1 protein-coding gene (only partly in view) is annotated in these 15,576 nt (G+C 69.6%); it reads right to left on the bottom strand.

The annotated features are described in order from the left end of the window. A protein-coding gene (locus ACYR7D_RS19145) for a non-ribosomal peptide synthase/polyketide synthase (RefSeq protein ID WP_459545899.1) crosses the window boundary here: on the bottom strand, nt 1–15,576 show its 5' portion. It extends 22,845 nt beyond the left edge of the window; 15,576 of the gene's 38,421 nt are visible here — the first part of the coding sequence; the start codon lies at nt 15,574–15,576; its stop codon lies off the left edge, out of view.

Here is a 15,576-nt window from a genome sequence, read left to right as displayed (position 1 = left end):
CACCAGCAACCGGCCACCCCGACCACCAGCACCCGCCACATCCACCACACCGGCACCCGCCACACCGGCCTCCACCGACCCGGCCTCCACCGCCCCCGCATCCGGCACACCGGCATCCGACAGCCCGGCATCCGGCACACCGGAACCCGTCGGCCCGGCACACACCACCTCAGAACCTGACATCCCGGTACCCGCTGGCCCGGCACTGGGATCCGGCCGGGAACCGGGGTCGAACCACACCAGTTGCAGCACCACTCCCGCCGCTGGATCCAGCCGGTCCACCGCGGCCTCGGACTCGGCGGCCAGGACCGCGGAGAACTCCTCGTCCCGCAACCCCGCCACCGGCACCCGGTGGATCAACCCCGCCGCCGGCACCGACCCCACCGGCGCGACCGTCAACCCCCACCCACCCGCACCGGAACCAGCGGTCCCGGCCTCGCCGGTGGTAGCAGTATCACCGGTGGTAGTGGTGCCGGTGCCGGTGCCGGTGCCAGCGGTCTCGCCGGTAGCAGGACCATGGGTAATGGCGTCGGTGGTGGTGGTTGTGGCCTCGGCGGTGTCGCCGGTAGCAGGACCGGTGGTGGTTTCGTGGTGGAGGTGGGCCCGGAGTATGTCGTGGTGGTCGAGTACGGCTTGTACCGTGCGGGTCAGGGTGGGTTCGTCGATGTGGTCCGGTAGGGAGAGCAGGACCTGTTGGGAGAAGCGGTCGATGCCGGTGTCGTGGTCGAGCAGCCACGACAGGATCGGTGTGGGTGTGATGGGTCCGGTCCCGCCGCCGGGTAGCTCGGCCGGGCCCGGTCCGGTGGTGCTGGGTCGCGCGGTTTCGGCCAGGCCGGCGACGGTTTTGCGTTCGAAGACATCGCGGGCCGAGATCAGTACTCCGGCGGCTTTGGCGCGGGCGACCAGTTGGATGGCCATGATGCTGTCGCCACCGAGGCCGAAGAACGAGTCCTGGACCCCGACCCGTTCCACGCCCAGGACCTGGGCGAACAACCCTGTCAGCACTTCTTCTTCCGGCGTCGACGGCGCCCGGTACACCCCGGTGGTGTAGTCGGGGGCCGGCAGGGCTTTCCGGTCCAGCTTCCCCGACGGGGTCAACGGGAGCTCCTCGAGCACCATCACCACCGCGGGCACCATGTATTCCGGTAACCGCCCGGCGGCGAACTCCCGCAACTGCGCCCCGATCCCCACACCACCATTCCCCGTATCGGTATCGGTGCCGGTGCCGGTGTCGGGGTGGAGTACTACATACCCCACCAGGCGGGTGCTGGACACGGTGTCCCCGCCCCCGTCTCCGTTTTCGTTGCTGTCTGTGGTGCTGGTGTGGGTGGTCACGACGGCTTGCCGTACCCGGGGATGGGTGGTGAGTACCGCCTCGATCTCCCCGGGCTCGATCCGGAAACCCCGCACCTTGACCTGGGAATCGTTACGCCCCACATACTCCAACTGCCCCGCGGTGTTCCAGCGCACCACATCCCCGGTCCGATACATCCGCTGCCCCGCCCCCGCGAACGGGCCGGCCACGAACCGGGCCGCGGTCAACCCCACCCGGCCGTGATACCCCCGCGCCACCCCCGCACCCGCCAAATACAACTCACCGGCCACACCCACCGGGACCGGCCGCAACCGGGCATCCAGCACCACGACACCGAACCCGGTGGCCGGGGTACCGATGGTCACCGGCTGCCCGGGCCGCAACGGATCGCTGATGGTGGCCTGGATGGTGGCCTCGGTGGGCCCGTAGGCGTTGAACACCGCCCGGTCGCGGGCCCACCGGTCGGCCACCTCCGCGGAAAGCGCTTCCCCCGCCACCGCCAGGGTCTGCAACGTGTCGAGACCGGCCGGGTCCAGGGAAGCAAGCGCGGTAGGAGTCAGGAACGCGTGGGTGATGTGTTCGGTGCGCAGCAGGTGAGCCAGTTCGGCGCCACCGTAGACCGCCGGCGGGACGATCACCAGCGTCGCCCCGGCGGCGAAGGCCATGAGCATCTCATAGATCGAGGCATCGAAACTCGGGGAAGCCGCATGCGAGACACGCGCCCGACCGGTCACCGCGAGGTGTCGTTGTTCGGTGACGGCCAGATCGGCCAGGCCCCGGTGGGTGACCGCGACGCCTTTGGGGGTCCCGGTGGAACCGGAGGTGTAGATCAGGTACGCGATATGGTCGAGGCGCAGGCCGGTGGGCCGGTCGGTGTCGGTGATCGTGGTGGCCGCGGAACCGGCGCAGGCCCGTTCCACAGCGGGATCGTCGAGCACCACCCAATCAACAGTCACGGTCCCGGGTAGTCCGGGGTGTTCGTGGGAGGTCGTGATGCCGAGGGTGGCGCCGGAATCGGTGAGCATCCGGGTGATCCGCTCCCCGGGGTAGCCGGGATCGATGGGCAGGAACCCGGCCCCGGTCTTGGTCACCGCCCACACCGCGGCCACCGACTCCAGCGACCGGGCCACCGCGATGGCCACGAACGTTTCCGGGCCCGCGCCCCGGGCGAGCAACACCCGCGCCAACCGGTTGGAATACCGGTCCAGTTCCCGATACGACACCTCCCGCGCCCCGGCCGAGACCGCTACCGTTTCCGGGTAGGCCCCCGCGGTAGCGGTGAACACCTCCGGCAGGCACCGCGGTGTCCCACCCGCCGCGCCGCGGACCGGGGCCAGGGCGTGGTGTTCGGTGGGAGTGAGGATATCGATATCACCGACCGCTACCGCGGGATCGGTACTCACCGCGGCGAGGATACGCAGGAACCGGTCGGCGAAACCACGGACCGTGGCCGGGTCGAACAGGTCGGTGGCGAAGGTGAAATCGGCGGCTATCCCGGCGGGAACACCGTCGGGGGTGAACTGTTCGGCCACACCCAGTTGCAGGTCGAACTTCGCCACCCCGGCATCGATACTTTCGGTGCGTACCGTCAATCCCGGTAACCGCAGGGGCACCGGGGTGTTCTCCCGTAATTCCAGCACCACCTGGAACAGCGGGGCATAGGCCGCCGACCGGGTCGGGGCCAGCTCGTCGACCACCCGCTCGAACGGGACCTCGGCATGCGCGAACGCCGCGAGATCGGTGTCGCGGGTGCGGTCGAGCAGCGCGGCGAAACCACACCCGCTGTCCACCCGGGTACGCAGCACCAAGGTATTGACGAACATCCCCACCACATCGTCGAGGACGGCCTGCCCGCGCCCGGCGATCGCGGTACCCACGGTGATGTCGGCGCTCCCGGACAACCGGGCCAGCAGCACCGTCAACGCCGCGTGCATCGTCATGAACACCGACGCCCGATGCCGCCGCGCCAGAGCCAGCAGCCCCTGATGACACTGCGCGTCGATACCGAATTCCACCACCGCGCCCCGTAACGACCGCTGCGCCGGCCGCGGCCGGTCGGTCGGCAGGTCCAGCAGCGGCGGGACCCCGGCCAGGACCTGCCGCCAATACCGCAGCTGCCGCGCCGCGGCGCTGTCGGGATCGGTTTCCGAGCCCAGCCATTCCCGCTGCCACAGCGTGTAATCGGCGTACTGCACCGCCAGCGGCGCCCACTGCGGGGCCGTGCCCGCGAGGCGGGCGGTGTACGCGGTACCCATATCCCGCGCCAACGGTGTGATCGATACCCCGTCGGCCGCGATGTGATGCACCACCAGCACCAGCACGTGCACCTGCGGGCCCAGCCGCAGCAACCGGGCCCGCACGGGTACCTCGGTGGTCACATCGAACCCGGTCGAGGCCGCTTCCACCAGCAGTTGCCGCACCCGCGCCTCTCCCCCGGTGACCGGCACCGGGGTCAGGTCCGGTACCGCCCGCCCGGCCGGCACGACCACCTGTACCGGGCCGTCCCCGGAATCGGGAAACACCGTGCGCAGTGCTTCGTGCCGGTCCAGCACATCCCCCAGCGCCGCGGTCAACGCGGCCACATCCAGCACACCGGTCAACCGGATCGCGGCCGGCACGTTATAGGCCGGGGAAGTGGTATCGAACTGATTGATGAACCACATCCGCTGCTGCGCCCACGACAACGGCACCCGCTCCGGGCGTTCCCGCGCCACCAGCACCGGCCGTCCCCCACCCGCGGCGGCGGCGGTGGTGATCCAGCCCGCCAGCCCCGCCACCGTCGGGGCCTCGAACACCGCCTGCACCCCGACCTCGGTATCCAACGCCGCCCCGACCCGCGCCACCAACCGGGTCGCGGACAGCGAATCCCCACCCAGATCGAAGAAATTGTCCTCGGCCCCGACCCGCGCCACCCCGAGTACCTCGGCGAACACCGCCGCCACCACTTCCTCCACCGGCGTCGACGGCGCCCGATACACCCCAGCGGTGTAATCCGGGACCGGCAAAGCCCGCCGGTCCACCTTCCCCGACGGAGTCAACGGGAGCTCCTCGACCACCATCACCACCGCCGGCACCATGTACTCCGGCAACCGCCCAGCAGCAAAACCCCGCAACTCCGCCCCGATCCCCACACCACCACTCCCGGTACCGGTACCGGTACCGGTACCGGTACCGGTGCCGGTACCGGTGCCGGTGCCGGTGCCGTGCCCGTTCCCGTCCGCGGCGCCGGTGTGGAGTACTACATACCCCACCAGGCGGGTGCTGGACACGGTGTCCCCGCCCCCGTCTCCGTTTTCGTTGCTGTCTGTGGTGCTGGTGTGGGTGGTCACGACGGCTTGCCGTACCCGGGGATGGGTGGTGAGTACCGCCTCGATCTCCCCGGGCTCGATCCGGAAACCCCGCACCTTGACCTGGGAATCGTTACGCCCCACATACTCCAACTGCCCCGCGGTGTTCCAGCGCACCACATCCCCGGTCCGATACATCCGCTGCCCCACCCCCGCGAACGGGCCGGCCACGAACCGGGCCGCGGTCAACCCCACCCGGCCGTGATACCCCCGCGCCACCCCCGCACCCGCCAAATACAACTCACCGGCCACACCCACCGGCACCGGCCGCAACCGGGCATCCAGCACCACGACACCGAACCCGGTGGCCGGGGTACCGATGGTCACCGGCCGCCCGGGCCGCAACGGATCGCTGATGGTGGCCTGGATGGTGGCCTCGGTGGGCCCGTAGGCGTTGAACACCGCCCGGTCGCGGGCCCACCGGTCGGCCACCTCCGCGGAAAGCGCTTCCCCCGCCACCGCCAGGGTCTGCAACGTGTCGAGACCGGCCGGGTCCAGGGAAGCAAGCGCGGTAGGAGTCAGGAACGCGTGGGTGATGTGTTCGGTGCGCAGCAGGTGAGCCAGTTCGGCGCCACCGTAGACCGCCGGCGGGACGATCACCAGCGTCGCCCCGGCGGCGAAGGCCATGAGCATCTCATAGATCGAGGCATCGAAACTCGGGGAAGCCGCATGCGAGACACGCGCCCGACCGGTCACCGCGAGGTGTCGTTGTTCGGTGACGGCCAGATCGGCCAGGCCCCGGTGGGTGACCGCGACGCCTTTGGGGGTCCCGGTGGAACCGGAGGTGTAGATCAGGTACGCGATATGGTCCGGGAGCAGGCCGGTGGGCCGGTCGGTGTCGGTGATCGTGGTGGCCGCGGAACCGGCGCAGGCCCGTTCCACAGCGGGATCGTCGAGCACCACCCAATCAACAGTCACCGTCCCCGGTAGCCGGTCACGGTCACCGGACACGGTGATGCCGAGGGTGGCGCCGGAATCGGTGAGCATCCGGGTGATCCGCTCCCCGGGGTAGCCGGGATCGATGGGCAGGAACCCGGCCCCGGTCTTGGTCACCGCCCACACCGCGGCCACCGACTCCAGCGACCGGGCCACCGCGATGGCCACGAACGTTTCCGGGCCCGCGCCCCGGGCGAGCAACACCCGCGCCAACCGGTTGGAATACCGGTCCAGTTCCCGATACGACACCTCCCGCGCCCCGGCCGAGACCGCTACCGTCTCCGGGTAGGCCCCCGCGGTAGCGGTGAACACCTCCGGCAGGCACCGCGGTGTCCCACCCGCCGCGCCGCGGACCGGCACGAGGTGCCGGTACTCGTCGGGGGTGAGCAACTCCACCCGCGCCAGCGGGGTGGAGGGGCTGGTGGTGAAGGTGGTGAGCAGGTGGGTCAGGCGGGTCAGGACGGACTCGATGAGGGCGGGGTCGAACAGGTCGGGCAGGTATTTCACCGATAGGTGCAGCCGGGTCGAGCCGGAAGCGGCCAGGGTCAACGGGTAGTGGGTGGCGTCGTGTCCGCTGATCCCGGTGACCCGGATCCCGGCCAGGTCGGTGGCCCGGGTCAGCTCGGCGCGTTCGACGGGGTAGGACTCGAACACCGTCAACGTGTCGAACCGCGCCCCCGGGCCGGCGGCCTGCTGGATCTCGGTCAGGCCGAGGTAGTGGTGTTCCAGCAGCGCCGCCTGCTCGGCTTGGACCCGGACCAGCAGCTGGGCCAGGGTTTCCCCGGGATCCAGCGTGATCCGCACCGGCACGGTGTTGATGAACAACCCGATCATGTCCTCGATCCCGGGAACCTGGGCCGGGCGCCCGGAGACCACACCCCCGAACACCACGTCCTGCCGGCCGGTCCAGGCCGACACCACAAGAGCCCACCCGGCCTGGACCATCGTGTTCAGCGTGACCCCGAGCTCGCGGGCCAGTACCGCCAGCGCGCTGGTGTGGTCCTCACTCACCTCCACACTCATCTCATCGGGGAAGGCCGCGAGTTGCCGGCCCCGCCCGGCCGGGGCCAGCAGGGTCGGTTCCCCGGCCCCGGCCAGCGCCCGGGCCCACACCGCCCGGGAGGCCCGCACGTCCCGGCCGGCGAGCCAGGCCAAATACCGCTGGTAGGAACAAGCCCGCGGCAACGCGGCGGGATCCCCTCCGGCGGCATACAGCAGCAGCAGTTCCCGGATCAGCAGCGGGGTCGACCAGCCGTCGAGCAGGATGTGATGGTTGGTCAGCACCAGCCGGTGCTGCCGGGGGCCCACGGTGATCAGCATCAACCGCAGCAGCGGCGGAGCGGCCATGGTGAAAGAGCTACCCCGGTCGGTGTCCAGCAGTTCCTCGATCGCCGCCTGCTGCGCGGGTTCCTCGACCCCGCTCAGATCCACCACCCGCACCGGTACCTCCACCCCGTCCGGCACCACCTGCACGAACATCGCCTCGGCGTTGTGGTCCGGGTCGGGGTTGTGGACGAATCCGGCGGCGAGGTTGGGGTGGCGGTGCAGCAGCGCGGTGGCCGCGGTACGCAGCCGGTGGGGTTGTATTTCTCCGTGCAGGTCCAAAACCAGTTGCACCAGGTAGGCGTCCACCGATTCCTCGGCCAGCAGGGCGTGGAACAACAGCCCGGTCTGCAGCGGCGCCAGCGGCCATACCTGCCGCAGCCCGGGGAAGCGGTGTTCGAGGGTGTCGATACCGGGTTGAGTCAACCGCAGCAGCCCCAGATCCGAGGGAGTCAAACCCCCGGCGCCGGGACCGGTGGCGTGGGTGGCCAGCGCGGTCAACGCGGTCGTCCACCACCGCGCCAGCTGCCGGACCTGCCCGGCGGTCAGCACCCCGGGCGGGAACGACCACCCCGCCCGCAGGACCGGCCCGTCGGCGGTGTCGGTGACCACGGCATTGATATCGAGGCTCGTGTCCGGGGGCAGTTCCCGGGCCCGGCCGGTAGCCGCACCGATCTCCACCGGCACCCACCCCCGCCCCGCACCGGCCCCGGCCCCGGCCCCGGCCTCGGTGCCGGTGCCGGTGCCGGGCGGGGTGAGGGCGACCCGGCCCAGGTAGTTGAACCCGATCTGCGGGGACGGTAACGCCGCCAGCAGCGGCGCGGTCTCGGGATTGAGGTAGCGCAGCAACCCGTAGCCGATCCCGTGATCGGGCAGGGCCCGTAGTTGTTCTTTGACCGTCTTGACCACCGCGCCCGCGGCGGGGCCGGCGGCCAGCGCCCGGTCCACATCGATCCCGCCCAGATCCAACCGGACCGGGAAGATCGTGGTGAACCAGCCCACCGTGCGCGACAGGTCCGCCCCGGCCACTACCTGTTCTTCCCGGCCGTGGCCCTCCACCCCCACCAGCACCGGCCCCCCACCACGGTCGTGGTCGCGGCGCCAGCGGGTCACCGCCAGCGCCAGCCCGGCCAGCAACCCGTCCTCGACACTGCCGTGGAACCGCCGCGGCACCGTGGTCAGCAGCGTTTCGGTGACCTCTGCCGGGATCCGCACCGTCACCGTGTCCACCGCTGCCGCGGTATCCACGGCCGGGTCGACCCGCCGGGTGCCCAGCAGCGGATCGGGACCGGCCAGCATCGCCTGCCACAACCCCAGCTCCGCGACCCGCTCCCGCGCACACGCGGCCGCGGCCAGCCCCGCGGCCCACCGCCGCATCGAGGTCCCCACCGCCGGTAACCCGGGCTCACGACCGGCCGCGATCCGTGCCCACGCCGCCGCCAGATCCGGTATCAGAATCCGCCACGACACCCCATCGACCACCACATGATGCGCCACCACCAGCAACCGGCCACCCCGACCACCAGCACCCGCCACATCCACCACACCGGCACCCGCCACACCGGCATCCACCAACCCGGCCTCCACCACCCCCGCATCCGGCACACCAGCACCCGCCCCCGCATCCGGCACACCGGCCTCCGACAGCCCGGCCTCCACCGACCCGGCATCCGTCGGCCCGGCATCCGGCACACCGGAACCCGTCGGCCCGGCCTCCACCGGTCCGGCGTCCGCGACACCGGGACCGAACTCGGTCACGGCCTCGGGGCCGGGGTCGAACCACACCAGTTGCAGCACCACTCCCGCCGCTGGATCCAGCCGGTCCACCGCGGCCTCGGACTCGGCGGCCAGGACCGCGGAGAACTCCTCGTCCCGCAGCCCCGCCACCGGCACCCGGTGGATCAACCCCGCCGCCGGCACCGACCCCACCGGCGCGACCGTCAACCCCCACCCACCAGCACCGGAACCAACGGTCCCGGCCTCGGTGCCGGTGGTCTCGCTGGTGCCGGTGGTGGTGGTTTCGTGGTGGAGGTGGGCCCGGAGTATGTCGTGGTGGTCGAGTACGGCTTGTACCGTGCGGGTCAGGGTGGGTTCGTCGATGTGGTCCGGTAGGGAGAGCAGGACCTGTTGGGAGAAGCGGTCGATGCCGGTGTCGTGGTCGAGCAGCCACGACAGGATCGGTGTGGGTGTGATGGGTCCGGTCCCGCCGCCGGGTAGCTCGTCCGGGCCCGGTCCGGTGCTGGGTCGCGCGGTTTCGGCCAGGCCGGTGACGGTTTTGCGTTCGAAGACATCGCGGGCCGAGATCAGTACTCCGGCGGCTTTGGCGCGGGCGACCAGTTGGATGGCCATGATGCTGTCGCCACCGAGGCCGAAGAACGAGTCCTGGACCCCGACCCGTTCCACGCCCAGGACCTGGGCGAACAACCCTGTCAGCACTTCTTCTTCCGGCGTCGACGGCGCCCGGCCCGAACCGGCCACCACCCCGAAATCCGGGACCGGCAGGGCTTTCCGGTCCACCTTCCCCGACGGGGTCAGCGGAAGCTCCTCGAGGACCATCACCACCGCGGGCACCATGTATTCCGGTAACCGCCCGGCGGCGAACTCCCGCAACTGCGCCGCGGTCTGCGCACCACCGTCTGCGGTGCCGGTGCCGTCCCCGGGGTGGAGTACTACATACCCCACCAGGCGGGTGCTGGACGCGGTGTCCCCGCCCCCGTCTTCGTTTTCGTTGCTGTCTGTGGTGCTGGTGTGGGTGGTCACGACGGCTTGCCGTACCCGGGGATGGGTGGTGAGTACCGCCTCGATCTCCCCGGGCTCGATCCGGAAACCCCGCACCTTGACCTGGGAATCGTTACGCCCCACATACTCCAACTGCCCCGCGGTGTTCCAGCGCACCACATCCCCGGTCCGATACATCCGCTGCCCCACCCCCGCGAACGGGCCGGCCACGAACCGGGCCGCGGTCAACCCCACCCGGCCGTGATACCCCCGCGCCACCCCCGCACCCGCCAAATACAACTCACCGGCCACACCCACCGGCACCGGCCGCAACCGGGCATCCAGCACCACCTCACGCACCCCACGGGCCGGGCCCCCGATGGTCACCGGCCGCCCGGGCCGCAACGGATCACTGATATTGGACATGATCGTGGCCTCGGTCGGCCCGTAGGCGTCGTAGAGCCGCCGGCCCACCGCCCAGCGGGTGACCAACTGGGGTGGACAGGCCTCGGCACCGGTGACCACCTCGGTGAACTCCTCGAGACCGCCGGGGTCGAGCGTGGCCAGCACCGTCGGTGTGAGGAACCCGTGAGTGATGTGTGCGCTACGCAGCAACTCGGCCAGCTCGCTACCACCACGGACCCCCGGGGCCGCGATCACCAGGGTCGCCCCGGCAGCGAAAGCCATCACCGACTCCAGCACCGAGGCATCGAAACCCGGGGAAGCGAAACACAACACCCGCGAACCCGGCCCGACCGTGCAGCGCTGCCGTAACTCGGCCGCGACGTTGTTCACCCCCCGGTGGGTGACCGCGACCCCTTTGGGGGTCCCGGTGGAACCGGAGGTGTAGATCAGGTACGCGATATGGTCCGGGAGCAGGCCGGTGGGCCGGTCGGTGTCGGTGATCGTGGTGGCCGCGGAACCGGCGCAGGCCCGGTCCACAGCGGGATCGTCGAGCACCACCCAATCAACAGTCACCGTCCCCGGTAGCCGGTCACGGTCACCGGACACGGTGATGCCGAGGGTGGCGCCGGAATCGGTGAGCATCCGGGTGATCCGCTCCCCGGGGTAGCCGGGATCGATGGGCAGGAACCCGGCCCCGGTCTTGGTCACCGCCCACACCGCGGCCACCGACTCCAGCGACCGGGCCACCGCGATGGCCACGAACGTTTCCGGGCCCGCGCCCCGGGCGAGCAACACCCGCGCCAACCGGTTGGAATACCGGTCCAGTTCCCGATACGACACCTCCCGCGCCCCGGCCGAGACCGCTACCGTCTCCGGGTAGGCCCCCGCGGTAGCGGTGAACACCTCCGGCAGGCACCGCGGTGTCCCACCCGCCGCGCCGCGGACCGGGGCCAGGGCGTGGTGTTCGGTGGGAGTGAGGATATCGATATCACCGACCGCTACCGCGGGATCGGTACTCACCGCGGCGAGGATACGCAGGAACCGGTCGGCGAAACCACGGACCGTGGCCGGGTCGAACAGGTCGGTGGCGAAGGTGAAATCGGCGGCTATCCCGGCGGGAACACCGTCGGGGGTGAACTGTTCGGCCACACCCAGTTGCAGGTCGAACTTCGCCACCCCGGCATCGATACTTTCGGTGCGTACCGTCAATCCCGGTAACCGCAGGGGCACCGGGGTGTTCTCCCGTAATTCCAGCACCACCTGGAACAGCGGGGCATAGGCCGCCGACCGGGTCGGGGCCAGCTCGTCGACCACCCGCTCGAACGGGACCTCGGCATGCGCGAACGCCGCGAGATCGGTATCGCGGGTGCGGTCGAGCAGCGCGGCGAAACCACACCCGCTGTCCACCCGGGTACGCAGCACCAAGGTATTGACGAACATCCCCACCACATCGTCGAGGACGGCCTGCCCGCGCCCGGCGATCGCGGTACCCACGGTGATGTCGGCGCTCCCGGACAACCGGGCCAGCAGCACCGTCAACGCCGCGTGCATCGTCATGAACATCGACGCCCGATGCCGCCGCGCCAGAGCCAGCAGCCCCCGATGACACTGCGCGTCGATACCGAATTCCACCACCGCGCCCCGTAACGACCGCTGCGCCGGCCGCGGCCGGTCGGTCGGTAGGGCCAGCAGCGGCGGGACCCCGGCCAGGACCTGCCGCCAATACCGCAGCTGCCGCGCCGCGGCGCTGTCGGGATCGGTTTCCGAGCCCAGCCATTCCCGCTGCCACAGCGTGTAATCGGCGTACTGCACCGCCAGCGGCGCCCACTGCGGGGCCGTGCCCGCGAGGCGGGCGGTGTACGCGGTACCCATATCCCGCGCCAACGGTGTGATCGATACCCCGTCGGCCGCGATGTGATGCACCACCAGCACCAGCACGTGCACCTGCGGGCCCAGCCGCAGCAACCGGGCCCGCACGGGTACCTCGGTGGTCACATCGAACCCGGTCGAGGCCGCCTCCACCAGCAGTTGCCGCACCCGCGTCTCTCCCCCGGTGACCGGCACCGGGGTCAGGTCCGGTACCGCCCGCCCGGCCGGCACGACCACCTGCACCGGGCCGTCCCCGGAATCGGGAAACACCGTGCGCAGTGCTTCGTGCCGGTCCAGCACATCCCCCAGCGCCGCGGTCAACGCGGCCACATCCAGCACACCGGTCAACCGGATCGCGGCCGGCACGTTATAGGCCGGGGAAGTGGTATCGAACTGATTGATGAACCACATCCGCTGCTGCGCCCACGACAACGGCACCCGCTCCGGGCGTTCCCGCGCCACCAGCACCGGCCGCCCCCCACCCGCGGCGGCGGCGGTGGTGATCCAGCCCGCCAGCCCCGCCACCGTCGGGGCCTCGAACACCGCCTGCACCCCGACCTCGGTATCCAACGCCGCCCCGACCCGCGCCACCAACCGGGTCGCGGACAGCGAATCCCCACCCAGATCGAAGAAATTGTCCTCGGCCCCGACCCGCGCCACCCCGAGTACCTCGGCGAACACCGCCGCCACCACTTCCTCCACCGGCGTCGACGGCGCCCGATACACCCCGGCGGTGTAATCCGGGACCGGCAAAGCCCGCCGGTCCACCTTCCCCGACGGAGTCAACGGAAGCCCCTCGAGGACCACCACCACCGCCGGCACCATGTACTCCGGCAACCGCCCAGCAGCAAAACCCCGCAACTCCGCCCCGAGCTCCGCACCACCGGCCCCGCCCTCGAGTACCACATATCCCACCAGCTGTTTACCCATCACCCCCTCGGCGCTGTCGGCCCGCTCGGGTCCGAGGTCGCGGGCCACCACCACCGCCTGGCTGACCTGTGGATGCGCCACCAGCACCGATTCGACCTCTTTCGGTTCGACCCGGAACCCGCGTACCTTGACCTGTTCATCGGCGCGGCCGACGAACTCCAACCGGCCCGCACCATCCCAGCGCACCAGATCCCCGGTCCGATACATCCGCTGCCCCGCTCCCGCGAACGGATCGGCCACGAACCGGGCCGCGGTCAACCCCGCCCGGCCGCGATACCCCCGCCCCACTCCCGCACCGGCGATATACAACTCCCCCACCACCCCCACCGGTACCGGCATCAACCCCGCGTCCAGCACGAACACCCGCGCATTACCGATCGGCGACCCGATCGATACCGACACCCCATCCAGCTCATCGGATCCGGCCACCGAGTACCAGGTGGCACACACCGTGGTCTCGGTCGGCCCGTAGGCGTTGATCACCTCGACCTCGGGACAGGCGCGGCGGAACCGGTCCACCGCGGCCGGGGACAGCACATCCGCGGCGGTGACGACCTGGTCCACCCCGGCCCAGGTCCCGGGGTGCTCCCCGGCCCGGGCCGCCAGCAGATGAAACATCGGGGTCGCCGCGAACAACGCGGTCACCCGCTGCTCCCGCACCAGCCGTTCCAGAAGGCCCGGGTCCGCCGGGCCGGGCGCGGCGATCACCAGCGCGCTGCCGGACAGCAACGCCGGCCACATCTCATAGGCCGAGGCGTCGAAACCCACCGACGAGGACATCAGTACCCGCGCGCGCCGGCCCGCCGGCCAGCCGTGGAACACCAGATTGATCACGTTGCGGTGGCTGATCGCCACGCCTTTGGGGATACCGGTCGATCCGGATGTGTACATCACATACGCCAGATGCCGCGGGTCCAGCCCGCCGATCCGGTCGGTGTCGGTGACCCCACCGGCATCCTCCCCCCCGACCCCGGGCTCGGGCTCGGGCTGGTCGGGGAGGGTGTCCAGGAGCAGTGTCGCGGTCTCGGTGGGGGGTAGCGCGGCCGCGGTGGTGGTATCGGTGAGGATCAGTACCGGGTGGGCGTCGGTGAGGATGAATCCGGTGCGTTCGCTGGGATAGTTGGGGTCGATCGGCAGGTAGGCGCCCCCGGCCTCGAGGACGGCCAGTAACGCGGTCACCAGTTGCGGGCCGCGGCCCAACGCGACCGCGACCACCGATTCCGGGCCCACCCCACGCCCGATCAACACCCGCGCCAACCGGTTCGCCCGCGCGGCGAGCTGCCGGTAGGTGAGCTGCCGGCCGGCGAAGACCACCGCCACCGCCTCCGGTGTGGCGGCCACCTGCTGTTCGAACAACTCCGGCACCGTCACCCCCGGCACCGCGACCGCGGTGTCGTTCCATTCATCCAGCACTCGCCGACGTTCGGACTCGTCGAGCAGAGACAGCCGGTCGATCCGGCCTTCCGGATCCGCCACTACTGCCCGGAACAATGCCATCAGCTGTTCGGAATAAAGCTTCAAATCCTCACTGCTGTACAGGAGGCCGTTTCCGTCGATTTCGATATGCAGAGCATTGCCACTGCTACCGATATAGTAGATGGAAATGGAAACATCGTCGTTCGTTCCGAACGAAACTCCACGAATGTAGGCAGGACTGCCGGCGAAGTCTATCGCCCCAAAGAACGGAATTATGTTCAGAATCGGACCGAACGGATTCTTACCGAATCCCGATAATCCGATATCACGCCTGATGTCGGAACCCTGATAGCGAGAATGCGGCAAAATGGATCGAATTTCGCCACGCATATGTTCGGCGATCTCGGCGAATCGCGCTCCCGGACCCACATTTACGCGCAACGGCACCGCATTCGACACCAATCCCGGCGTAGAACTTGCGGCACCGACCCGGTTTGCCAACGCGAACCGCAGCGTAAACTCCGACGCACCCGAAAGACGGTGAAAGAAACAAGCTACCACCGCCGCAAGAAAACCCGGAACCGGCACCCCCAACGCATTCGCCGCCGCCAGCAATGCACCGGTATCATCGCCTGAAATCGTCAGTCCGTGATGCAAAGTCACCGGAACGGACGAACTCGGGTTCGACGGCAGCTGAATCGACTCCGGCAGCTCGGACGTGTAGTTGCGCCAGAACTCCCTGTCCTGCAGGAAAAGATCGGACCCTCGGTAGTCGACGTCTTCACTATTGATCAACTCGGGCCCACCGAACCCGGACTCCGGGACCGGAAGCCCCTTCTTCAACGCGGTATACACTTCTCCGATTCGACGCGCGATAATATAGGCACCGAATCCGTCCACCACAATATGATGGAACACCAACAAAACGAAGAATTGGGACTCGCCGAGCTTGACGAGTCCCGACCGATACAAGGTGTCCTGCTCCAAGTCGAATGGCCGGCTGACCAGATAGTCCATCGATTTCCGCGCTGCGGATTCCGGCTCCGGGTCGCCGCTGACATCGATAAAGAACGGATCCCACCGACTGCAATCACGCACCACCTGGCGGGGGCCGGTGGCGTCCTCCACGATATTGACCTGCAAGGTGCGCGCTTCACCATACGTACGCCGCAACGCCGCATCCATTACCGGAGGATCGATCGGACCGGAAATATCCAAATACCCGGAAATATTGTTGGACAGGCTCGGTGCCAACTTTTGTGCCAACCACAGCGCTTTTTGCGCGGACGAAAGCTGAAACGAATATGATGCAGCCAT

This window comes from Nocardia sp. X0981 (assembly GCF_977089955.1).
The sequence above is the reverse complement of the archived record's forward strand: the minus strand, read 5'-3'. Positions and strand labels throughout refer to the sequence as shown.